Origin of the sequence: Nocardia coubleae NBRC 108252, from assembly GCF_001612805.1 — a bacterium.
In the GTDB taxonomy this organism is placed as follows: domain Bacteria; phylum Actinomycetota; class Actinomycetes; order Mycobacteriales; family Mycobacteriaceae; genus Nocardia; species Nocardia coubleae.
Genome location: NZ_BDBD01000011.1, coordinates 336,700 through 357,152, shown reverse-complemented (window position 1 = coordinate 357,152; position 20,453 = coordinate 336,700). Strand labels below are relative to the sequence as shown.

Genomic DNA, 20,453 nt, shown 5'->3' with positions numbered 1-20,453 from the left:
ATGATCAGGACTGGCGGACAACCCGGATGTTGTGCAACTGCGGGTCGCTGGCATCGGGCACATTCATTCCCGCCTCGACACCGGAACGCAGGTACTCCACGACCGTGTCACCGATCCGTTCACCCGGCACGATCGCGGGAATGCCGGGCGGGTAGGGCGTGAGCTGTTCGGCGGCGATCCGGCCCGGCGACTTGTCGATGGGCACCATCTCGGTGGGGGCGAAGAAGGCGTCCCGCGGCAGCATCACCGAGTCGAGTTGCAGATCCTGCGGGGACGGCAGCGTGATGTGGTGCGGTGCGGGGTCCAGACCGGCCCGGCGCCACAGCGCGAGCGCGTCGATGAGGGCCTCTGCGGAGGTATCGTCGTCGGCCGTCGACATCGTCGCCAGGACCCGCCGGTGATCGCTGAGGCCCACATCGAGATGGTGGTGTTCGCGCAGCCAGTCGGCCACCTCGTACCCGGTGGCACCCGTCTCGGAGACATCGACGAGGATTTGCAGCAGATCCAGGTCGTGGGAGGCCTCCACCCCGAGCAGCTCGTCGTGCATCACCGTCAGGCCGCTGATCCGATCGATCTCGGCGCGGGTGCGTTTGGCCAGATCGAGTGCCTGCCCCAGCAGGTCGTGCCCGAATTCGACCATCTGCCTTCGCCATCCGTCGAGCGCGGCGTAGATCAGCACGTTCGGGCTGGTGGTCATCAGCAGATCCGCGCAACGGCGCAACCGGCCCGGATCCACGAGATCGCCCTGCAGGTGGAACACCGAACCCTGTTCGAAACCCATGCCCATCTTGTGCACGCTCACCACGCACACATCGGCGCCCACATCCATTGCCCACGTGGGTAATTCGGGATGGAACGGCAGGTGCGCGCCCCACGCCTCGTCGACGATGACGGGTTTGCCGCGTGCATGGCACACCTCGGTGATGCCACGCAGATCCGCGCAGGTGCCATACGGGCTCGGGCACACGATCACCGCGCCCGCCGCGTCCGGATGCTCCTGCCACGCCTGTTCCACCTCCTCCGGTGACGGCGGATGGGAGAAGTGGCGTTCGGCGTCCCAGCGCGGGCTGATCCAATGCGGCTGGACGCCGGAGAAGATCAGGCCGGCGACGATCGACTTGTGGCTGTCGCGCGCCACCAGCAGTCCGCCGTCGTTTCCGCCTGCCACCGCCATCATCGCGGCCTTGACCGACAGCGAGCTGCCGCAGGTGGAGAAGAACGCCGTCTCGGCGCCGACGGCGTCGGCCATCAGGTCCTCGGCCTCGGTGAGGTAGCCGTTGCGTGCGAGCCGGTCATCGAGCCCGCCGTTGGCCAGCAGATCGGCGGCGAAGGCATCGGCGCCGAGCGCCGCGAGAACCCGGTCGTCCACCCCTCGGCCCTGCCGATGCCCGGGCGGGGTGAACCCGTACCGGTGTTTGTTGCGGTAGTCGGCGACCGCGGCGACGAGCGGGGCTGTGCTGTGGTCCATGCCCAGGTAATAGCCGATCGGTCGCACCCGAAACGACGGTGTGTAGCTGCCCCGGCGGGGGGTATCCGCCCGACGACCCGCGTTTCCGACCAAGTGAGGAGGCTGCGATGACGACCCCGATGTCGACCAGCCCACCCATTCCCGAACCGCGAGACCCGATTCCGCCCACCCCCGATCCGGCGCCCCCGCCGGATCCCGGACGGCCACCACCGCCACCGGAGCCGGGTCATCCGCTGCCCGGCGACCCACCACCCGGACCGGGTCCAGGACAACCACCACCCCCGGATGTCCCCGACCCGTTTCCCCCGATTCCCACACCGGGCGAACCACTTCCCGAACCGGGCGCGGCGGCATCGTGCTGAGCGCCGCGCCGGGTGGGCGGACGCGATCGGGCACTGAGCGCGTACACGTGTCCCGGTCGCGAGATACTTCAGGAATGAAGAACAGTGAGGGTCTTCCGACCGGCGGCGCGCAGTCACTGCGGCGCGTGCTCGGCGAGGGCAGGGCGCAGGACGCGGGCGGATTCAAGTTCTGGTTCGCCGACCAGCGCTGGGAATGGTCCGACGAGGTTGCCCGCATCCACGGATACGAGCCGGGCACCGTCCACCCCACGACCGCACTGTTGTTGTCGCACAAGCACCCCGAGGACCGTGCCCACGTCGCCACCATGATCGAGAAGTCGGTCACCGAGGGCGAACCGTTCTGCAGTACCCACCGCATCATCGACACCACCGGCGTCGTACACGACGTGATCGTCGTGGCCGATCAGATGGTCGACGACCACGGAACCGTCATCGGCACCACCGGCTACTACATCGATGTCACCGACACCCTCGAGCGGCGCCGCAAGGAAACCCTCGACGACGAACTACCGAGCCTCTACGCGTCGCGCGCCGTGATCGAGCAGGCCAAGGGCGCGGTGATGCTCGTCTACGGAATCAGCGCCGAGAAGGCGTTCGACGTACTCACCTGGCGCTCACAGGAAACCAACACCAAGCTCCGTGCGCTGGCCGGGCGCCTGGTCGCCGAACTCGGTTCGCTCACCGATGTGTCCGGCGTTCTGCGCACCCGCTTCGATCATCTGCTGCTCACCGTCCACGAACGGGCCGAACAGCACGAGAAGGGCGCGGACTAGACGACGTCACGGTCGGGTAACCTGCGACCACGACAGGCAACACAGGGAGGCGGCATGCGAGCGGAGGATCGCGAGACCGCGCCCCGGTCGACAACGGTCGGGTTTCAGGTACCGGCGGAGCTCGAGCAGCTCACCATGGTCCACGCACTGGCCGAAACAGTCCTGCTGGTAGGCGGTTTCGCGCTCGACGAGGTCACTGATCTGCTGCTGGCGCTCGACGAGGTGGTGACCGCCCTCGTCCTAGCCGCCGCACCGGAGGCCCTGATCGATTGCGCGTTCACCGGGGGCGGCGGGGCACTCGGAGCACGGGTCTCGACCGTGGCGCGCAGCGACGAAGCGATCGACGAGGACGCCTTCGGCTGGCATGTCGTCGCGACCCTCACCGACGCGCTGCGCACCGAATACGGCCCGTTCGACGCGGTCCGCAACGGCTATCCGACCACCGTCGAATTCGGCTGGATCCGCCGTTCGCACGGGCCGAACGGTGGGTGATGCGGAGACAGGGACCGAAAGCGTAGGCTTAATCCGCATACAGATCGGGTAATCCAGAAGCATCCGACCCCACGGAATCGGAGGCACATGTGATGACGACTGCTCAAGCGACAACAGCCAACGACTCGACTGTCCGACGCTCCCACTCAAAAGGTGACAGCTACGACAACATCGAACCGTGGTTCGAGAAGCTGCAGGCACTTTCCCCGAACGACCCCCAGCGTGAACCCCTCCGCGAAGAGGTGATCAGGCTGTGCCTTCCCCTTGCCGACCACATCGCCCGCAAATTCGCCGGGCGCGGTGAACTCTTCGACGACCTCGAGCAGACCGCCCGCGTAGGGCTCGTGCTCGCCGTCGACCGCTATGACGTCAGCCGCGGCTCCTCGTTCCTCTCCTTCGCGATCCCCACCATCATGGGCGAGGTTCGCAGGCATTTCCGCGACCACACCTGGGCTGTGCGCGTCCCGCGCAGGCTCAAGGAGATCCAGCTGCGGATCGGTCCGGCCACCGAAGAACTCTCGCAGCGACTCGGGCGCGTGCCCAACGCCCGCGAACTCGCCGACGAACTCGAGGTCGACCTGGTCGAGGTCACCCGCGCGCTGGTCGCGGGCAACGGCTACCAGACCAACTCCATCGACGGAGTCACCCAGGACGACCGCGACAACTCCTCGCAGCCGATCACCGAGACCCTCGGCGCCGAGGAACACTGCTACGAGCTCACCGAGGACGCGATGGCGGTGCGCCCGCTGATCGCGGCCCTGCCCGAAGAAGAGCGCGACGTTCTGATCATGCGGTTCTTCGAGTGCAAGACCCAGAACCAGATCGCCGAACACCTCGGTGTCTCCCAGATGCAGGTCTCGCGCATCCTGTCGCGCACCTTGACCTCACTGCGCGAGCAGGCACTCACGGAGCCGACTGCCGTGCCGTGACAGCAGCGGCCGCGCGTGCCAGAATTGCCTTAGGTTGAGACTTCCAGCCGACCCCGGTATTCGTGCTATCCACATCCGGAACGTCGGTTGCGTGGTGGCATGAAAATCCGGAATCCCCTGTCGTCCAGGAGGTTCTATGTCTGTCGTCACGGACCCGCGACGCTCGAGCAGGTTGCGTTGGTACCGCGGCTCCGCGGCGCACGACGAAGCCCTGCTCCGCGTCGATCCCGGCAGACAAGGCTGCTGGGTGTTGCGGGCGGGAAGTGAACTGGACGCGGCAAGGCAGCCGCAATTCTGTGCTCTGCTCGACCGTGCGGTGCGCTCGGGCGCCCAAGTGGTGGTGCTCGACCTGCGTGGCACCGATTTCCTCAGTATCCGGCTGGCCGCATTGCTCGGGCCCGCCAAAGCCAACGCGTGGCAGCACGGGGTCGAGCTGCGGTTACTCATCGGCAGCCTGGAGGTGGAACGCGCCTTGGAGCTGGCGGGCGTGCGCCCGCTGTTTCGTCACTACAGCTGCGTCGACGACGCCTCCGAACACCCCGTAGATGTTTGACCGGCCGACCGGCGGGTAGGCGCAGTGGGATCGACCCACCCGGAACCACCCGATATCGGTGAGGAGGCTACGTCGTGGCTTCGAGCGAGCGGACCGTCGCGGATTCGGCCCACGCGACCTCGACCCACCTGCGGATCGACGCCGACCTCGGACAACTGGTCATGGTGCGGGCGGTCGCCGAAACGGCCGCCCACCTGGCCGGGTTCACGCCCGACGAAATCGCCGATATCCGGGTCGCGGTCGACGAGGCGGCGACCAGCCTGATCCTCGCCGCCGTACCCGGCACCCGCCTGCACTGCGATGTCAATGCCGACGGTTTCCGCCTGCGGATCGCCGTGCAGGCACTGTGCGTCGAGCCCGACCCGGTCGACGAGAACGCCTTCGGCTGGAACGTGCTACACAGCATCACCGATCATCTGAGCACCGGTTCGGACCGTGATCGCGGTGAGCTCGACGGCTTCCCGGTGACGATCACCTTCACCCGGGTACGGCGGGTGCCTGCAGTTCACTGAGCAGTGAACTGCGCCCGGCGCGCCAGCACTCGAGCACCTGATCGGCGAACCGGTCCTCGAGCAGGTCGGTGGCCTGGATCCCGAAAACGATGCTCGCGGCCGAATCAGGTTCGGTGCGCAGCAATTCGGCGATGACGTCGCGCCGCATCACCTGTTCGTGCACGGCATCGGCTTCGACGTGCTCGGTGTAGAAGCCGATACAGGCGGGGTGGGGGAGCAGGGTGCGGGCCAGCTCCGCCAGGCGAGCCGACGCCGGTGAGGAGGTGATCTCGTTGGCCGCGAAATGGCCGACCGACGCGGCACGCAGACCACGGTGCAGACCGAACAGCGACATCATGTTCACCAGCACCAGCATGGGAGCGGGCACCTCGTCGAGATAGTGCAGATAGCCGGGCTCCAGACCGGCGCCCGCGAGCAGATCCGCGTAGAGGCGCGCGTGCACACGGTCGCCGTGGCCGCTGCCGTATTCGTCGAATTCGACAGCGACCAGCGCGGCTTTCGCCTGCCCACGCAGGCGGGGGATCACCCAGGCGTAGGGGTCGGCCTCGATGTGGTGGTAGATCGAGCGGTGCACGAAGTACTCCCGCAACTGCCCGGGAGTGCCCTGTTCGGCGAGGTAGGCCGCGATCCCGCCGGGCGCCGACGGCTCGAGCAACCGGTCGAGCTCGGCGTCCACGTCGTCACCGCCGGGCACATCGGCCCGCATGGCGGCGAGGAAGCGCTGTTCGAGACCTCGGCGCAGGCCCAACAGCCCCGGATCCCACTCCCAGTCCTCGTCTACCCCGGCGAAGCCCTGGTAGTGCAGTTCGTAGCACGTGTGCAACGCCAGTGCGGCGTCCTCACCGTAGGGATCGGTGCCGGGGTCGGCCGGAACAGCCGAACCCGGTGCGCGCGTGAGGGTTTCGATCAGGGCGGCCGACAGTTCGCCCCGGGGGACAGGCAGGGCGCGCCCGAGGGTGACAGTGCTGGTCATCAGGTGCTGCTTTCGTTGGTACGCCGGCGTCGGCGCCGGTGGCTGGTATCGCACAGCGGGTAGGTGGCCGAGCGCTTGCACAGGCACAGCGCGACCTGGAAACGGTCACAGTGCAGCACCGTTCCCTCACGGGTCACCAGGTCGACGGGGCCTTCGATCAGGGCCGGCCCGTCGGTGAGGACCACCCGCCTGCGATCAGGCGGGTTCCCCGACGGCGGGGCAGCAGTTTCGTTCGACACGGATCACCACCAATTCCTCGTCACGCTGGTCCTTCGTGATCAGCCCACGTGCCGCCAACCGCCGCGCCCGCGACCGCAGCACCGGTCCGAACGGCACCTTGTCCACCGCTACCACCTGCGCCTCGGCACCGCCCGCCCGCAACTGGTCCAGGCTGCGATCGGGGTCGCTGATCGCCGAGTGCACGATCAGCCCGACCCCGTTGTCGGTGAGCAGATCGGGCAGGGTCGCACACAACCGGTCGAGCACGCTGCGTCCGGTGGGGCCCGCGTCCCAGGCCAGCGCCCGGCCGCGTCCCACCTCGCGTTCGGCGGGCACGTACGGCGGGTTCGCCAGCACCACGTCGAAGCGCGGCAACCGCGCCGCGGCGGAGAAGTCACCGTGCAGCAACTGCACGGCCACACCACGCAAACGGCAGTTCAGCCAAGTGGAGGCCAGCGCCCGTCGCGACAGGTCGACGGCCGTCACACTCGCGGCCCCCGCTTTCGCCGCGGCCAGCGTGACGACGCCGGTGCCGGCGCACAGTTCGAGAACCCGACCGTTGCGCAGGTGGGGGACCGCGCGCAGCGCATCGGCAAGCATCCATGTATCGGCCTGGGGTCGGTACACACCCGGCGCCCGGAGAATCATCATTTCTGCGCCTTCACCCGCCGGTGCTCGGCCACGACCAGCGCAGTTCCCGCGAGCAGGCACGCCACGCAGGCCACGCCGCCGATGACCGCCCAACCGCCGAAGCCGTAGCCTGCGGCGGTGAGGGTGATGCCGAGCAACGCCAACCCGACCCCGATCAAGATCAGGCCGGGCCAGTTCCTCGTGTCCTCGATAGATTCGCCCGCGTGCGGCCTGATCGTGCGTGATTCATCGGGGAAATCGCGGTCTGGCTGGTTCATCGAGCGCATCCTTTCGCAGGGACAACACAGTCCTGAGGGCGGAATGCCCCGTCGACAGGGAACCAATCAGCAACCAGTGAGGGCCTGCTCACACCCTGCCGAACTACGCGGTGATGATGTCGATCATGAAGCGCGCGCCCGTTTCGCACCGCAATTCTGGCCAACTCGTGACCGGACGATAATGCTCGTCGACGGCGCCGGAAGCTGTGTTGTGAGCCGCTCAGGGGTGCAGCGTCGGGGCGTAGACGAGTTCCTGGGTGTTGCCGTCGAGGGTGCGGCTCTCGAGCAGTTCGAGGTCGAAGTCGGCGGCGTCCTGGAAGATGGGTTGCTGCCCGGTCTTGCCGGTGATCACCGGGAACACCGTCACCTGCACCCGATCGACCAAGCCCGCTGCCATCAGCGTCCGGTTCAGCGAGAGGCTGCCGTGCGAACGCAGTGGGATGTCGGATTCGGCTTTGAGCCGGGCGACGACGTCCACCGCGTCGCCCGCGACGACGTGCGCGTCGTGCCAGTCGAGAGGTTCGCGCAGCGTGCTCGACACCACGGTCAGCGGCATGTTCATCATCCGGACGACCCACGGGTCGAAGATCTCCGGGTTTTCCGAGGCCCCGGCCACCAGTTCGGTGAATTCGCGATAGGTGTTGGCGCCGAAGATCATCCGCTGCTCGTCGCGGTAGAGGTCGAGGCGGTGATCGAGCAGTTCGGGGCCCTGTTTGCCCCAGTATCCGCCCCAGTCGCCGCTGGTGGAGGCGAAGCCGTCCAGGGTGGAGAAGACGTCGAAGGTGTAGGTGGCGCTCACGGTGGGCTCCTCGGGTCGCGTCGGCTTTATCAGTGCAGACGGCAGCCGGACGCCGAACTCATCGCGCGAAACCCCTTCCCTCGCTGACTATTGTCAACTAAAGTCTGCTGCGATCGCAGAAACAGCGGAAGGTGTCAGATCATGTCGGCAGTCAAACAACAGGTCCTCGAACTCGGTGGGGCGTTCATGATGTCGCGCGAGGCGCGGCAGTTCGGGACCGACGTCGGGGTGCCCGGATTCCACGGCCCCTACACACGTGGCCGCGGCGGGGTGCTCGGGGAGGTCGACGCCGATGTCGTGGTCGGCGCGTTCGGCTTCTTCGAACCCGAATGTATCCGTGCCGCATGGAAATCCGTTCCCCTGCCCGCCGCCGAAGCGGCCACCGGCTATCTCGCCGCCTGCCACGAATTCGGCCGCCGCAGGCTCGCCGGCTTCGACCGATCCGAACGCCTCGCCGAGCTGCTCGGCAAGGTTGCCGACGCGGCCGAGCCCACCGCCGTTCCCCTGTTCGCGGGCTGGCGGGCCATGCCACTGCCCGACGACGGTCGAGCGGCGGTCCTGCAGCTCACCCACGTCCTGCGTGAACTGCGGGGCGGCCTGCACCTGGTCGCCGTCCTCGCCCAGGGCCTCACCCCGCTGCAAGCCGTCCTCATCGCCGGTTCCCCGATCGCCGACGGTCCCACCCACGCGCAGCGGCTCGGCTGGTCCGAACCCTTCGAACCGATCACCGACGACATGCGGCAGCGCTGGGCGGCGGCCGAGAAACTCACCGACGAACTGGTTTCCCCGTTCTTCGCGGTCCTCACCGAGGCCGAGAGTGCCGAGCTGGCCACCCTGATGGGCGAGGCGCACCGAGTCGCGTTGTCGCGCTAGTTTTGTCGAATCCCGTGTGGGGCGCCGAATCCGGCGACCCACACGGGATTTGTCGTGTCTGGCGGCCGCCCGTAATCGGGGTTCACCGGTGCAGGCGTAATCCGGCGACGAGGAGTTCGACGACGCGCCGCGCGTCATAGCGCTGGTCGCTTTCCGCACCGATGCACACATTGCCGATGCCACGCAGCAACAGGTAGGGATCGATGTCGGTGCGGATCTCACCGGCCGCCGCGGCGGCATCGAGCAACTCGCCGCACGCGGGCAGCAGCCGTTCGAGGAAATTGGCGTGCAGGGCCTGGAAGGTCGGGTCGTCGGACTGCAATGCCGCGGCGAGACCGTGCTTGGTGACCAGGAAGTCGGTGAACAGGTCGATCCACCTGGTCAGCGCCTCATAGGGTTCGGTGCTGGCCAGCAGTTGCGGTGCGGCCTGTGCGCAGGCCTCGACCTGGTGTCGATAGACCGCGACGATGAGGTCGGCTCGGGTCGGGAAGTGCCGATAGATCGTGCCGACGCCGACCCCGGCCGCCGCGGCGATCTCGCGCACGGGGGCATCGACTCCGGAGGCGACGAAAGTCGCGGCGGCCGCGTCGAGGAGGGTTCTTTCGTTCCGCTCGGCATCGGCGCGCTTGCGCGGAGTCTTCGCCGTACCGGTGTCCCTGCCTGCCACGTGGCGTTCCCTCCATCGGATCGCTTGAAAAACGGAACAGTGTTCCGTATGTTGGTTATCGGAACAACGTTCCGTTTCTTGCAGGATACCTCCGGGAGAGGAAAACCCATGCAGTACCGCACCTTGGGCCGCACCGGCGTGCAGGTCAGCACCCTGGCGCTCGGCGCAATGAACTTCGGCCGGATCGGCAATACCGGCCAGGACGAGGCCACCGCGATCGTCGATGCCGCTATCGAGGCCGGGATCAATCTGATCGACACCGCCGACGCCTACAGCGACGGCCAATCCGAGGAAATGGTCGGTAAGGCCATCGCCGGTCGCCGCGACGACCTGGTCATCGCGACCAAGGCCTACCTGCCGATGGGCGAGGACCCCAACCGGCGCGGAAGCTCACGTCGCTGGCTGGTGACCGCGCTGGAAGACAGCCTGCGCCGCCTCGACGTCGATCACGTCGACCTCTATCAGATCCACCGCTGGGATCCGAACACCAGTGACGAGGAGACGCTCTCGGCGCTCACCGACCTGCAGCGGGCCGGGAAGATCCGCTATTTCGGTTCCTCGACCTTCCCCGCCTACCGCATCGTGCAGGCGCAATGGTCGGCCCGCGAGCATCACCTGAGCCGCTACGTCACCGAACAACCCTGCTATTCGATCCTGCAACGTGGCATCGAATCCCATGTGCTTCCGGTGACCGAGGAGTACGGCCTCGGTGTGCTCGCCTGGAGCCCGCTGGCCTCGGGCTGGTTGTCGGGCGCCATCCGGGCGGGCCGCGAGATCACCACCAGCCGTTCCGGATTCATGCCCCATCGTTTCGATCTCGATGTGCCCGCCAACCGGGCCAAACTCGAGGCTGTCGAGCGGCTGGCGAAGGTCGCCGACGAGGCCGGGTTGACGATGATTCAACTGGCGCTCGGATTCGTCACCGCCCACCGTGCCGTGACCAGCGCGATCATCGGCCCGCGAACCATGGAGCATCTGCATTCGCAGCTCGCTGCCGCCGATACCGTCCTGTCGGCCGAAGTCCTCGACGAGATCGACGAAATCGTTGCTCCGGGGGTCGATCTCGCGGCCGAGGAGAAGTACGACACGCCACCGTCGATCATCGACGCCACTCTGCGGCGTCGATGACTACCCGCTCGCCATCGCCCGGCCGCGAAATGGAGGTGCCGACAGACAGCGGCGGGCAGTAGATTTCCGCTGTGACACAACAATCCTGGGTTCCTGAGGCGCAGAACCCGCAGGCGTACCTCGAGGGCGACTCCGTCATCCAACTCGACGACGACGCGGTGACCGCCATCGCGCGTGACCTGCGACGAACCGCCCCCGACGACGTGGACTTCGCCCGCGCGGCCTTCGACTGGGTCCGCGACGAAGTCGACCACTCCTACGACGTCCAGGACCCCCGGGTCACCCTGACCGCCGGAGAGGTCGCCCGTGAACGAGTCGGCCTCTGCTACGCGAAATCCCACCTCCTCACCGCCCTCCTGCGCAGCGCGGGCATCCCCACCGGGCTGTGCTACCAGAAACTCGCGGACGACGACGGCCACGTTCTCCACGGCCTGGTCGCCGTCTACCTCGAGGGTGGTTGGCACCGTCAGGACCCACGGGGCAACAAGGAGGGCATCACCGCCGAGTTCTCCCTCACCGAGGAACGACTGGCCTGGGCCGTCGATCCCGCCCTCGGCGAGATTGACTACCCGCAGGTGTTCGTCAGTCCCGCGGCATCCGTGGTGAAAACCCTCGGCGAGGCGAAGCAGGAGTCGATCCTCGACGTCACCCTGCCGACCTCCTTGGAGGACCAGCTCATTCGCTGACCCCGGTGGCGGCTCGCACTGTGTGCATCGATGCATCCAGTGCAAGAAAGCCGCCACCGTCCCGGGTCGCTCTCAGACAATGTCGGTGTTCGTCAGCCCTGGCGGATCTATTCGGATGCGCTTCTCGAACCAGTGGTCCGCCAGGGGATCGTCGCCATATGCCGCGATTTCGGCGTATCCGCGCCGGGCATACAGCCTGCGGGCCTCGACCAGATCTCTACGAGTGTTGAGCCGGATCCTGTGCGCGCCGAGACGGCGAGCGGTGTCCTCGGCGGCGTCGAGCAGCACCGCGGCACCGCCCTCTCCGCGCGCGTCCGGCCGCACGAACATTCGCGTGAGTTCCATCGTGCGGGTATCGAGCCGCCGCAGACCGACACAACCGACGGGCTCACCACGTCGGCGTGCGAGTAGCAGCAATCCGGTCGGTGGTCGCAGGTCGTCGCTGTCGTGACCCTGCGCGAGGTGCCTGTCGATCTCCGCGTCGTCGGTGGGACGCCGGTAGTACCGCGTGATCATTTCGGCCAGAAACAGGCGAAGCACTGCAGCCGCTTCGGGTGATCGCGGTTCGGCGGTTCCGACGGTCCACCCACCTCGGCCTGCGCGGTAGTGCTCTCGTCCGAGGAATTTCGGCTCGTCAGCGCGTTCCGCCGCCATGCTGACGAGCCTAGGCGTCGTCCTGACAGTCGCCTTCCCCGCAATCGCCGGGTGTGGCGTCGGTTCGCCACCGTGCGCGCAGGACGCCGTCGCTGTCGGGCAGGACGGCGGTGAACAAGGGGCACCGCTCGTCCATGTCCACGGACAGTGCGGTCGCCGCCCGTGCACGGGCGACCATGGCTGCGAGCTCGTCGAACTCGGTGTCGTCCGCGATCGTGCTGCTGATTCGTCCGTGTTCGTCCTCCCAGATCAGTTCGATCAGACCTTCGACAGGGAGGCGGGCGAGAACTTCCTCGACATTGCCGGACAGGTCCGGCCAGACGGTGAGTCGAGAACGCGGGGTGAGGTCGGCGCGCACCGCATCGATCGTGTCATCGGTGAGGCGGTGCCAACGGGACGCGCCGACCACGTATCCCTCTTCGAGGATGACAGCCTTATGCGTAGCGAGGTGCCGACGAAGCTGGGTCCAGAAAATGTCGTCGGCCGGTCGCTGCTCGCCTGGTTCGTCGTCGAGAACCGCATCGTAGGGGGACGCCGAGAGCCGCTCGGCGAACAACCCGAGTGCGTGAGTGCGTGACAACGCCCGTTCACACGCGTGATCGGCTCCGATATATACGTACTGGTCCCACCCGACGTGGACCGTGAACACGTCTTCTACTTCCAAGCGGCACCAGGCGCCGTTGTCGCGAAGCATCGCGCGAACCAACTCCAGGCCGACTGCTATCGGTATCTCCGCTCCGTCATGGAATCCGGCGAGGTCGGGTGGAAAGAGCCCGGCCAGACCAGGGGCATCGACAGCGGCGATCTGCGGTTCCCGGATCGCCAGCCGGTCGACGCCTGCATCGTCGGCGAAGGCGGCCACTGCCCGCAGGTAGGCGGATTCGACCGCGCCGTGGTCGCTGTCGGTGTCCTCGGCGCCGAGATAGCGGCCGTGCTCGTCTCGATCGTCGGGGTCGTACTTGCTGACCCGGTAGGTGTAGAGCACGTCACCGCCCAGCTCGAATCGGCGCGGACCCGCCGGTGGCCCGGCTGTCGGCAGCCGCCCTGCCCACCAGGACCAACTCGGCTCCGGTCAGTGCCGCGATCATGATCGCCTCACCGACGTTGCCCAGCGGGGGACATGCCGTGGCCGCGCCGGAAGCCACGACCAGCAAGACGATGCCGATCAAGGGGAAACGCAACCGCTCGTTGCGCCACAACGACACCGTCGCGGCGAACAGCACGGCGGAGACCGCGAGCGCGGGGATCGGTATCGCCGGATGTTGCGAGCCGTAGCGCAGGGTGTCGGCGAATGTTCGTGGCACGAGCCGCACATGGGCCAACTCACCGAATACACCCCACACCACCAGCAATCCGGTGAGAACAAACGCGGCACGTCGCCACCACAGCCCGGCATCCACCCGGTCGACGGCCCACAACACCAGCAGCGGCGTGAGCAGCGCGTGACCGATGAACCGGCCGATACTCAGCCCGTGCAGCACCGCTCCTTCACCGATCAGCGCACCGAGCCCGAAAACGGCTGAATCGTAAGCGATTCCGAGGCCGACCGCGCCCAGCACGAGCACGCGTAGCCGTCGCGCAGCACGCATCCACAGCAGCCCGACACACAGCAATTCGATACCCGCGACCACGAGCAAGGAAAAGGACACCACAGCACAGCTCTCCAGAAATCGCGCACGTCCGCGCCGGACGGTCGCTGCCACGCTATCCGACACCGAACGCAGGCAACCTGGCTATTGTTGGCGACAGCGGCGGTCAGTGACCGCCTCCGCGTTCGATAGCCCAGTGACCTGCGATGACTGCCTGATTCGAGCCAGGAGGAATGCGTGGATATCACCGAATTGATCCTCGACGACCATCGTGAACAACGGCGGTTGTTCGCGATTCTCGAGCAGATAGACCCGAAGAACGTCGATGTTCTCGCGGCGATCTGGGAACGGCTCGCGGCCTTTCTCGAACTACATGCCCAGGCCGAGGAGGAGATCTTCTACCCGGAACTGCTTCGCGTCGGAATTTCCGCTCGCCGCACCCGCCGGGTGGAGGACGAAACGCTCGACGCGATCGGTGACCACAACGACATCCGCGATGCGGTAGGAGAGGTGGCACGTCACAAGGTCGGATCGCCTGAGTGGTTCGCCGCCGTGGCGGCCGCGAACACCGCGAACGGCGACCACATGGCCGAGGAGGAACGCGAGGGACTCACCGATTTCCGCCGCCTCGCCGGCCTCGGCGAACGTCACCGGCTCGCCGTCGAATTCGCCGCGTACGAGGCGCGCCACTACGCGGGCGTGCGCCCCGTCGACAAGGATCCCGAAGGATATGTGGAGGCGGTGGAGGAACAGTCGGCGACCTGGTCGAAGGGGTCGTTGGGTATCGGCCCGATGCGGTGAGTGAGGTCGTCGCTCAGCCGAGCGGCTCGACGACGTCCCGGAGAATACGGGCGAAAGCCTCCGGCTGGCCCGGATAACCGGACTCGGGACCGGCGAAACCACCGTGATGGCTGGGGAAGACAACCGGTTGCACACCGAGTCGGTCGGCCAGCGCCGACGAGGTGCGTTCGGTGACCGTGCCACGAGATTCCTCGCCGTAGCCGACGACGATGCGGGTCGGTGCCGCGGTGAGTGCGGCGATATCCGGCTGGTAGGCCAGGACCGGGCGGGAGCGCTCAGACAGCAGCGGATGGTCGCGGGCACCGTCGTCCTCGACCGGCAGGCCGAACATCGCGGGATCGGCTGCGGGTGCGGCGAAATAGTCGTCGGTGAATTCGCCCTCCCAGGAGGTCATCGCGATGAAGGTCGCCATGCCCGCACCGAATCCCTTGGCCGCATACGCGGCGCGATAGCCGTCGGCCGCACGCGCGGCAGCCGCGGCATCGGGAAGAACGGTCAGCAGCGGCGGTTCGTGCGCGACCAAAGTGGTCACGTCCTCGGGATGCGCGGTCACCAGCGCCAACGCGACGATCGCGCCGCCACTGCTGGCGAAGAGCTCGACCGGGCCCGCGCCGAGAGCCTCGATGACGGCATGGACGTCCTCGGCGTGCACGGCGGGGACATTGTCGACCTCACCGTCGGAACGGACGCTGCGCCCGAGCCCACGCGGGTCGTAGGTGACAACAGTGCGATCGGGGAAATGCGCGGCGAGCGCGGCGAAACCGCCGGCATCCATCGGAAGGCCGGTCATCAGCAGCGGCGGTCGCCCGTCAGCGGTGGGGAGCGGACCGTGCACGTCGTAGGTGAGCGTTGCGCCAGGGGTATCGAGCTTGTGTGTGGTCATGTCCGTATTGACGTGCCGTAAGACGAGAACTCATCGGCCGGACCGGGATCTTCGAAGCGTTCCTCGAAAGTTGCAGTGCCCCCGAAGCCATCTCTGGGCGAGACGGCGCCGGGGGCGTACTGGTTACGACGTCACGGCCTGGGTGGCCGAGGCGGTTGATCGTCCTTGCGGCCGGTGACCGCATCCCGCACCTTGTCCAGCACCGCCGCCGCCAAGCCCGCGGTCTTCTGGACCACGGAGCCCGACGGTGTGTTGGGGTGTGGCCGGGTCGGCGCGGCCCGCTCGGCCTGCTCCATCTTCTTTCCCAGCGCCTCCCTGCCCTGCGCGGATTCGGCCTTCTCGAACAGGGGCCACACCTGGCTCTGCTCGAACTCGATATGCTCGCGGATCGCGCTCATCACCTCGGTCAGCGCCTGCTCGAATGCGGGCTCGCCGGGTTCGGAGTTCTCGATCTGCTGCAGCAGGCGCTTGGCCGCGTCCTCCTGCCCGATCGCACGGTCGGCGAGTTCGTCGCCGTCGGGTACGGTCCGCCGGACTTCGGGCCAGAAGAATTGCTCTTCCACCGCTTCGTGCCGCGAGGAGGCGATGACCAGACCGGTGGCCAGACGACGACGCGCGTCGAGTTCGGCCGCGCTGTTGCCGCGGCCGCGTTCGAGCGATTCGATCATCCCGAGCACGCTTTCGTGATCCGCGCGCAGAAACGACAACACGTCCATGAGCAGCTCCTCGGATCAGGCCGGACTGTGCTGTTCATGGGTGAACGGTTTGCTCCCCGCGACGGCGGGGCTGCCGTCGGGATTGGCGGTGGCGCCACGGTTCTCCCGCTTGTCCGTGCCGAGCCAGTCGTGGACCGGGTCCTGCACGTACTGCCATTCCACGCCCTCCGGCCACGGACCCCTGCCCTCGTTCCACGGTCCGCGCGCACTGGCGTCGCCGTTGGACATGTTGAAGGCCAGGTTCTGGAACCGGTCGTCGCCGGGTTGGGCGCCGGGAGGGAAGTTCACCGGCAGGTCGTTGAGCGCCGCGGTGAACTGCTGGAAGTGGGCTACCTCGCGAGTCATCAGGAACGACAGGGTGTCCTGAACGCCGGGGTCGTCGGTGAACTGCTTGAGGTACTCGTACACGATCTTGGCGCGCGATTCGGCGGCCAGATTGCTCCGCAGGTCCACCGAGGGCTCGCCGTTGGAGTTCACGTAGGCGCCGCTCCACGGCACGCCGGCGGAGTTGCCGACATCGGGTCCGCCGCCGCGCAGCGCGAGGAACAGCGGATCGGTGGCGACCTGGTGAATGGCCTGCTCGCGGCCGTCGCTCGACGCGATGACGGGCATCCAGTCGCAGTGCTCGTTGGCCTGTTTCAGGTCGTCGTTGAGACCGTCGAGCAGCATCGTGATCATGGAGCCGACGATCTCGAGGTGGCTGAACTCCTCGGTCGCGATGTCCATGAACAGGTCGTACATTTTCGGATGCTTCCGGCGCAGCACGAATGCCTGGCTGAAGTACTGCATGGCGGCTTTGAGTTCACCGTTGGCGCCGCCGAACTGTTCCTGTAGGAGAGTCGCGAAGCGGGGGTCAGGGCGTTCGACCCGCACCTCGAACTGCAGATCCTTGTTGTGGACGAACATCGCACTCCTCACACGTGGGATGGGTTCGGTCTCTGCCGCCTACCCACGCCGCACCGCCGGAAACTCGCGTGCGCCCAATCGTGTCACTGCGCCTGCGGACTCAGGGTGCACGTTTTCGATCAATAACGTCGCGCTTACGTTACGTCGCGTGCGACCAAACGTAAACGGAATCCGAGGGAGTCGATTGTGACGAACTCCGATCCCTGACCGCCGATAATGTTCACTTATCGGTGGTCAGAACCGCACTCTGAAGAATCCAGTCTTCCAGGAACGACATGTAATTCGTTTCGTTCAATACGTAACGCAGCAACGAAACAAACGCTACGATTCAGTCGTGTCGAGCGTCTGCAACTACCCAGGATGTGCCCGCCCCATCACCCGCAACGGTGGCCCCGGCCGACCGTCGGAATACTGCGACCACCCCGACCACACCCGATGGCGCGCGTGGCGGGAAAGACAACGACAGCAACAAGAGTTGGCAGGTGGGGGAGAAACCGTCACTGTGACGGCTACGCAAGGGCCGGTGACCGTCGCGCGGCTGCGGGCCGACGAGCTGCTCGGGCAATTCCGTGGGTTGGCCGAACAACTGGGAACCACGCTGAACGCCGCGGTCGCGGAACTGGCGACCATCGGCGACCCGTCGGTCGCCGAGGCACAGGTCCAGGCAGTGCAGGCGGATGCCGCGCAGCGGATCGCCGAGGCGGACGTGAAAGTGGTTGCCGCCGAACAGGCGCGGCGGGAGGCGGAGGAAGCGCGGGCGTACGCGGAATCGGCCGCCGAGGACGCGGCAAGTGTGGCCGAACAAGCCGAACAGCTCATCACCGCCGCGCAGACCGCTCGCGACGAAGCGCTGGCCGAACTGGAGCGCCTCACCAAGCAGGCCGCCGATGACGTGTTCGCCGCCCGCAGCGCCGCCGAAGCACAAGTGCGTCAGGCCGAACGCGACGCCGCCGAGAGAATCGAACGCATCCGCGAAGAAGCCGCCGAGGAGGTGGCGCGCGCCGAGCAACGCGCCGACACCGAGATCACCCAGGTGCGCCGCGACGCCGAAGCCCGCATCAACGCCGCCCATGCCGAACGCGACCTCGCCGTGCAGCGGGCCGCCGATGCCGACCGGGCGACCCAGCGGGCCGAACTCGCCGCCGCCGAACGGGTCGAAGCCGCCAACGAGGCCCGCGAGGAGTGGCGCCGGGCCCGCGCGGAATTGGAGACGACCCGCACCGAACTCGACCGCACCCGAAGCGAATTGGCGGAGCTGCGGCGCACCACCGCCACCGAGGCCGAGGCCCGCCGCGTCGAATCCGGAGCGGCACTCGAGCGGGTCCGAGCCGAAACCGCCGAACGCCTCGCCGCCCTCGACGACGCCCGCGCACAGACCCTGGCCCGCGCCGAACGCGCCGAACGCCAACTCGACGAACTCCTGGCCGCCACCCGGTCCACGGATACGGCCGGGGTATCGGCAGCGGCGATCAGCACACTCGACTAGCGTCAGCGCACATGACCGAGCAGCCCGGACCCTTGGAGACGACCCGCGAATTCGCGGCCGTCGACCTCGCCGACATGTTGAACGACGACGACACCTACACCGGACCGTCGTCCCGCACCAGAATCATCGCGATCGTGGTGGTCGCGGCCCTACTGCTCGGCGCCGTGGCCACCACCCTCGCCCTACTTCTGGCCTGACCCCGCCGACACCTCGGCCCGCGCTACGCGGGCCGGTCCAGCGGCGTGTCCGGATCCCCCGAGTGCCGCAGCGCGATGATCTGCTGCGGCGCCCAATAGATCCGCCCGAACTCGAACTCCTGATACCGGCCGTCGTCGTGGGCGACCTCGTCGGACGCCGGCCAGCCGAGTTCGCCGTTCTCGAAACCCGATGCCCGCCAACGTTCACCGATCGCGCCGTGCACCCGGTAGGCGGGCTGCCCGGCGCGCCGGTAGATCGCGCCGCCCTGAAACGCCTGCGCCACAGCGGGTCCGGTGCCGCGCGGGTCGGGCAGCTGTGCGTGTTCGGCGATCGGATAGCCGAGCGGCCCGGCCTCCCAGCCGGATTCGGCGTACTTGGCCATGATCGCGGTCGGGATGGCATAGGCGCCGGTGGACGGGTGCCAGTACACGTAGCCGTGTTCGAACTCGGCGAAGCGGCCGAGCCCGTCCGGGGTGGCGATCTCGCCGTCGGTGCGCCGGGCACCCAGCCACGGCGAGGCGGCAGCTCGATCGTCGATGGCGTTGGGACGCGCACCCGCGAAACCCGCCACGTGCGAGGCGAAGACGTCCCAGGGAAAGTTCGGCCCCACATCGGTATGCGAGCCGATGCCGAGTGCCCTCGTCACATAGTTGTGGTCGCTGATCCCCTCGGCCACGTGGTACGGGGGTGCGATCACCTGGGTGGAGTACCCGTGCCGGTGGGCGCTGCGAACAGCGAGGTAGGCCGCGATCCGCAGGTCACCGTCGATGGCCAGCCACTGCTCGCGCGACCAGGCGACGCGGCTGCCCGCAAAACACAGATTCACCGTGAACGGATTGGCCGACAACACCGACCAGGCGGCCAGCTCCTCGGGCACCACCCGCGCCGCCACGCCGTCGCGCAGCGTGTAGTGGTACGACACCCCGTTGGACGGGTTGTTGAGGTAGGCGGCAAGGGATTCGGCGGTGCCGTTGCCTTCCTGGGTGTGCACCAGGAAGTTGGTGATGCGGGCGCCCTCGCGCGGTGAGTGCGACGGGCCGAGGCGGTCGAGCTCGGTGAACTGCGGAATCGTCACGGAACGGTCCTTACTCCACTGGCCGAAATCGGGGGCGAGAATGTCGTTGACGTCGACGTGGGTGCCGTCGATGAGCGGCCCGGGATTACTGGGGGTGTCGATCACCCGCTGGTACAGCACCGCGCGTGGTTCGCGTTCGGTTCCCGACCACGCCCGCGTCTGCCAGGCCCAGCTGAATTCACCGCGGGTGCCGATCACCCCGTCCTCGATGGCCCACGCGCACACCCGCGAGTGCCCGTAGATCCCGGTCCACGCCACGCCGAGCACCGCGTTGACCCCGCGGAAGAATTCGACGGCGGTGGTGTTCCACTGCGCCAGCGAGATGTCCTCGTCGACGGCGAAGAAGATCGGCGCCTCGCGTGGTGCGCCGAGACTCAGATGGGTGGCGAGGGCCTGTTCGGCCATGCGCCTGCCACCGTCGAACCCGGTGGTCCAGTCCGAGGGGGTCGGGTCACCCGGCTTGCCGTACTGCCAGATCGACACGATGTCGAGCCCCGCCGCCGCGAGAGCCCGGGCGTAGTCGGCGGTGATCGGTTTGGCCCCGAAATTCGCACCAGGTCTGCTCGGCGACACGTAGGCGAGCACAGCCGAATGACCTGCTTGGGCGATGGCCGCCGGGTTGATGAGCCGCGCCGCGAAATCGACAGCGGTAGACATGATGACCCCCTGCATGACTGCGTATCCGATGGAATTCCGGGAAATGGTGGAACTACCGAGATGATTCACGCTTGTACCGACAACCGGCACGGGGTGACCGAGGAACTCACCCTGGAATGATTCTAATCGAAACACTCACTGCGGCA

Annotated in this window: 26 protein-coding genes and 1 pseudogene; 12 read left to right on the top strand and 15 right to left on the bottom strand. The window is 67.3% G+C overall.

Going from position 1 to position 20,453, the window contains the following annotated elements; genetic code table 11:
- Positions 1 to 4: 4 nt before the first annotated feature.
- Positions 5 to 1,468: an aminotransferase class I/II-fold pyridoxal phosphate-dependent enzyme gene (locus tag NCO8_RS10555; RefSeq protein ID WP_067638538.1), complete on the bottom strand. Its 1,464-nt coding sequence runs from the start codon at positions 1,466 to 1,468 to the stop codon at positions 5 to 7.
- 107 nt (positions 1,469 to 1,575) lie between these two features.
- On the opposite strand from NCO8_RS10555, the gene NCO8_RS31240 reads away from it, so the two are divergent.
- The 6 genes from NCO8_RS31240 (at position 1,576) to NCO8_RS10530 (ending at position 5,089) form a co-directional block, all read left to right on the top strand.
- Complete coding sequence (locus NCO8_RS31240; protein ID WP_157104865.1) at positions 1,576 to 1,830, top strand: hypothetical protein; 255 nt, start codon at positions 1,576 to 1,578, stop codon at positions 1,828 to 1,830.
- Positions 1,831 to 1,904: 74 nt separating this feature from the next.
- A complete protein-coding gene (locus NCO8_RS10550) occupies positions 1,905 to 2,603 on the top strand; it encodes a PAS and ANTAR domain-containing protein (RefSeq protein ID WP_067638536.1) in 699 nt (232 codons plus the stop codon).
- A gap of 54 nt (positions 2,604 to 2,657) precedes the next feature.
- Positions 2,658 to 3,095, top strand: coding sequence for a hypothetical protein (locus NCO8_RS10545; protein ID WP_067489810.1), 438 nt, complete (start codon positions 2,658 to 2,660; stop codon positions 3,093 to 3,095).
- Between the two features lie 92 nt (positions 3,096 to 3,187).
- A complete protein-coding gene (locus tag NCO8_RS10540) occupies positions 3,188 to 4,024 on the top strand; it encodes an RNA polymerase sigma factor SigF (protein ID WP_067489813.1) in 837 nt (278 codons plus the stop codon).
- A 136-nt stretch (positions 4,025 to 4,160) separates the two neighbouring features.
- Positions 4,161 to 4,577, top strand: coding sequence for an STAS domain-containing protein (locus tag NCO8_RS10535; protein WP_084456895.1), 417 nt, complete (start codon positions 4,161 to 4,163; stop codon positions 4,575 to 4,577).
- 74 nt (positions 4,578 to 4,651) lie between these two features.
- The gene (locus tag NCO8_RS10530; RefSeq protein WP_067638532.1) at positions 4,652 to 5,089 is read left to right on the top strand and encodes an ATP-binding protein; all 438 of its coding nucleotides are present in this window, start codon (positions 4,652 to 4,654) and stop codon (positions 5,087 to 5,089) included.
- On the opposite strand, the gene NCO8_RS10525 is transcribed toward NCO8_RS10530, so the two are convergent.
- The 5 genes from NCO8_RS10525 to NCO8_RS10505 form a co-directional block, all read right to left on the bottom strand.
- Positions 5,055 to 6,062, bottom strand: a complete 1,008-nt coding sequence (locus NCO8_RS10525; protein ID WP_067638530.1) for an iron-containing redox enzyme family protein — start codon at positions 6,060 to 6,062, stop codon at positions 5,055 to 5,057. The two genes, NCO8_RS10530 and NCO8_RS10525, sit on opposite strands and share 35 nt — an antisense overlap.
- A complete protein-coding gene (locus NCO8_RS10520; protein ID WP_067638528.1) occupies positions 6,062 to 6,247 on the bottom strand; it encodes a CDGSH iron-sulfur domain-containing protein in 186 nt (61 codons plus the stop codon). Before NCO8_RS10520 ends, NCO8_RS10525 begins: the two co-directional genes overlap by 1 nt.
- Positions 6,248 to 6,257: 10 nt before the next feature.
- Entirely contained in the window at positions 6,258 to 6,932 is a 675-nt protein-coding gene (locus NCO8_RS10515) for a HemK2/MTQ2 family protein methyltransferase (protein WP_067489829.1), read from the bottom strand.
- Complete coding sequence (locus NCO8_RS10510) at positions 6,929 to 7,189, bottom strand: hypothetical protein (protein ID WP_067639974.1); 261 nt, start codon at positions 7,187 to 7,189, stop codon at positions 6,929 to 6,931. The genes NCO8_RS10515 and NCO8_RS10510 overlap by 4 nt, the downstream gene beginning before the upstream one ends.
- Positions 7,190 to 7,409: 220 nt before the next feature.
- A complete protein-coding gene (locus NCO8_RS10505) occupies positions 7,410 to 7,988 on the bottom strand; it encodes a dihydrofolate reductase family protein (RefSeq protein ID WP_084456892.1) in 579 nt (192 codons plus the stop codon).
- A 141-nt stretch (positions 7,989 to 8,129) separates the two neighbouring features.
- Between NCO8_RS10505 and NCO8_RS10500 the strand changes: the two genes are divergently transcribed.
- Entirely contained in the window at positions 8,130 to 8,861 is a 732-nt protein-coding gene (locus NCO8_RS10500; protein WP_067638524.1) for an SCO6745 family protein, read from the top strand.
- A gap of 82 nt (positions 8,862 to 8,943) precedes the next feature.
- Here NCO8_RS10500 and NCO8_RS10495 read toward each other — a convergent pair whose 3' ends face one another.
- Complete coding sequence (locus tag NCO8_RS10495) at positions 8,944 to 9,528, bottom strand: TetR/AcrR family transcriptional regulator (RefSeq protein ID WP_067638522.1); 585 nt, start codon at positions 9,526 to 9,528, stop codon at positions 8,944 to 8,946.
- Positions 9,529 to 9,636: 108 nt separating this feature from the next.
- Here NCO8_RS10495 and NCO8_RS10490 point away from each other — a divergent pair, with 108 nt between their 5' ends.
- Positions 9,637 to 10,656: an aldo/keto reductase gene (locus tag NCO8_RS10490; protein WP_067638520.1), complete on the top strand. Its 1,020-nt coding sequence runs from the start codon at positions 9,637 to 9,639 to the stop codon at positions 10,654 to 10,656.
- Positions 10,657 to 10,727: 71 nt separating this feature from the next.
- Positions 10,728 to 11,342 carry a transglutaminase-like domain-containing protein gene (locus NCO8_RS10485; RefSeq protein ID WP_067638518.1) on the top strand — a complete coding sequence of 205 codons (615 nt, stop codon included), beginning with the start codon at positions 10,728 to 10,730 and terminating at the stop codon, positions 11,340 to 11,342.
- Positions 11,343 to 11,414: 72 nt separating this feature from the next.
- Here the strand turns inward: NCO8_RS10485 and NCO8_RS10480 are convergent, their stop codons facing one another.
- From NCO8_RS10480 to NCO8_RS10470, 3 genes are read right to left on the bottom strand one after another with little or no spacing between them, the layout of a single operon-like run.
- Positions 11,415 to 11,996, bottom strand: a complete 582-nt coding sequence (locus tag NCO8_RS10480; RefSeq protein ID WP_084456889.1) for a GNAT family N-acetyltransferase — start codon at positions 11,994 to 11,996, stop codon at positions 11,415 to 11,417.
- Between the two features lie 10 nt (positions 11,997 to 12,006).
- Positions 12,007 to 12,981, bottom strand: coding sequence for an RNA-binding protein (locus NCO8_RS10475; RefSeq protein WP_067638517.1), 975 nt, complete (start codon positions 12,979 to 12,981; stop codon positions 12,007 to 12,009).
- 1 nt (position 12,982) lies between these two features.
- Positions 12,983 to 13,648 (bottom strand): hypothetical protein, encoded by a 666-nt coding sequence (locus NCO8_RS10470; RefSeq protein WP_067638515.1) that lies wholly within the window; start codon positions 13,646 to 13,648, stop codon positions 12,983 to 12,985.
- A gap of 174 nt (positions 13,649 to 13,822) precedes the next feature.
- Between NCO8_RS10470 and NCO8_RS10465 the strand changes: the two genes are divergently transcribed.
- Positions 13,823 to 14,386, top strand: a complete 564-nt coding sequence (locus NCO8_RS10465; protein WP_067638513.1) for a hemerythrin domain-containing protein — start codon at positions 13,823 to 13,825, stop codon at positions 14,384 to 14,386.
- A 13-nt stretch (positions 14,387 to 14,399) separates the two neighbouring features.
- Here NCO8_RS10465 and NCO8_RS10460 read toward each other — a convergent pair whose 3' ends face one another.
- The 3 genes from NCO8_RS10460 to NCO8_RS10450 form a co-directional block, all read right to left on the bottom strand.
- Positions 14,400 to 15,269, bottom strand: coding sequence for an alpha/beta fold hydrolase (locus NCO8_RS10460; protein ID WP_067638511.1), 870 nt, complete (start codon positions 15,267 to 15,269; stop codon positions 14,400 to 14,402).
- A 131-nt stretch (positions 15,270 to 15,400) separates the two neighbouring features.
- Positions 15,401 to 15,985 (bottom strand): hemerythrin domain-containing protein, encoded by a 585-nt coding sequence (locus tag NCO8_RS10455; protein ID WP_067638509.1) that lies wholly within the window; start codon positions 15,983 to 15,985, stop codon positions 15,401 to 15,403.
- Between the two features lie 15 nt (positions 15,986 to 16,000).
- On the bottom strand, positions 16,001 to 16,891 hold the full coding sequence (locus NCO8_RS10450) for a manganese catalase family protein (protein WP_067638508.1): 891 nt from the start codon (positions 16,889 to 16,891) through the stop codon (positions 16,001 to 16,003).
- Positions 16,892 to 17,414: 523 nt separating this feature from the next.
- Between NCO8_RS10450 and NCO8_RS10445 the strand changes: the two genes are divergently transcribed.
- Both NCO8_RS10445 and NCO8_RS10440 read left to right on the top strand, forming a co-directional pair.
- Positions 17,415 to 18,377 (top strand): coiled-coil domain-containing protein, encoded by a 963-nt coding sequence (locus NCO8_RS10445; RefSeq protein ID WP_084456886.1) that lies wholly within the window; start codon positions 17,415 to 17,417, stop codon positions 18,375 to 18,377.
- A gap of 11 nt (positions 18,378 to 18,388) precedes the next feature.
- Positions 18,389 to 18,574, top strand: coding sequence for a hypothetical protein (locus NCO8_RS10440; RefSeq protein ID WP_067638507.1), 186 nt, complete (start codon positions 18,389 to 18,391; stop codon positions 18,572 to 18,574).
- A gap of 23 nt (positions 18,575 to 18,597) precedes the next feature.
- Here NCO8_RS10440 and NCO8_RS33050 read toward each other — a convergent pair whose 3' ends face one another.
- Together NCO8_RS33050 and NCO8_RS30580 are read right to left on the bottom strand one after the other, a co-directional pair.
- A complete protein-coding gene (locus tag NCO8_RS33050; protein ID WP_281201978.1) occupies positions 18,598 to 19,146 on the bottom strand; it encodes an LGFP repeat-containing protein in 549 nt (182 codons plus the stop codon).
- A gap of 507 nt (positions 19,147 to 19,653) precedes the next feature.
- A pseudogene (locus NCO8_RS30580) lies at positions 19,654 to 20,322 on the bottom strand (DUF1906 domain-containing protein); the annotation flags it as partial.
- Between the last annotated feature and the right edge of the window lie 131 nt (positions 20,323 to 20,453).

What these genes read in the sequence shown, in the direction of transcription:
- NCO8_RS10555 (WP_067638538.1), bottom strand. Translation starts at nt 1,468, where the DNA reads ATGGACCACAGCACAGCCCCGCTCGTCGCCGCGGTCGCCGACTACCGC.
- NCO8_RS10455 (WP_067638509.1), bottom strand. Translation starts at nt 15,985, where the DNA reads ATGGACGTGTTGTCGTTTCTGCGCGCGGATCACGAAAGCGTGCTCGGG.
- NCO8_RS10515 (WP_067489829.1), bottom strand. Translation starts at nt 6,932, where the DNA reads ATGATGATTCTCCGGGCGCCGGGTGTGTACCGACCCCAGGCCGATACA.
- NCO8_RS10550 (WP_067638536.1), top strand. Translation starts at nt 1,905, where the DNA reads ATGAAGAACAGTGAGGGTCTTCCGACCGGCGGCGCGCAGTCACTGCGG.
- NCO8_RS10450 (WP_067638508.1), bottom strand. Translation starts at nt 16,891, where the DNA reads ATGTTCGTCCACAACAAGGATCTGCAGTTCGAGGTGCGGGTCGAACGC.
- NCO8_RS10490 (WP_067638520.1), top strand. Translation starts at nt 9,637, where the DNA reads ATGCAGTACCGCACCTTGGGCCGCACCGGCGTGCAGGTCAGCACCCTG.
- NCO8_RS10440 (WP_067638507.1), top strand. Translation starts at nt 18,389, where the DNA reads ATGACCGAGCAGCCCGGACCCTTGGAGACGACCCGCGAATTCGCGGCC.
- NCO8_RS10525 (WP_067638530.1), bottom strand. Translation starts at nt 6,062, where the DNA reads ATGACCAGCACTGTCACCCTCGGGCGCGCCCTGCCTGTCCCCCGGGGC.
- NCO8_RS10535 (WP_084456895.1), top strand. Translation starts at nt 4,161, where the DNA reads ATGTCTGTCGTCACGGACCCGCGACGCTCGAGCAGGTTGCGTTGGTAC.
- NCO8_RS10545 (WP_067489810.1), top strand. Translation starts at nt 2,658, where the DNA reads ATGCGAGCGGAGGATCGCGAGACCGCGCCCCGGTCGACAACGGTCGGG.
- NCO8_RS10500 (WP_067638524.1), top strand. Translation starts at nt 8,130, where the DNA reads ATGTCGGCAGTCAAACAACAGGTCCTCGAACTCGGTGGGGCGTTCATG.
- NCO8_RS10460 (WP_067638511.1), bottom strand. Translation starts at nt 15,269, where the DNA reads ATGACCACACACAAGCTCGATACCCCTGGCGCAACGCTCACCTACGAC.
- NCO8_RS31240 (WP_157104865.1), top strand. Translation starts at nt 1,576, where the DNA reads ATGACGACCCCGATGTCGACCAGCCCACCCATTCCCGAACCGCGAGAC.
- NCO8_RS10510 (WP_067639974.1), bottom strand. Translation starts at nt 7,189, where the DNA reads ATGAACCAGCCAGACCGCGATTTCCCCGATGAATCACGCACGATCAGG.
- NCO8_RS10480 (WP_084456889.1), bottom strand. Translation starts at nt 11,996, where the DNA reads ATGGCGGCGGAACGCGCTGACGAGCCGAAATTCCTCGGACGAGAGCAC.
- NCO8_RS10540 (WP_067489813.1), top strand. Translation starts at nt 3,188, where the DNA reads ATGACGACTGCTCAAGCGACAACAGCCAACGACTCGACTGTCCGACGC.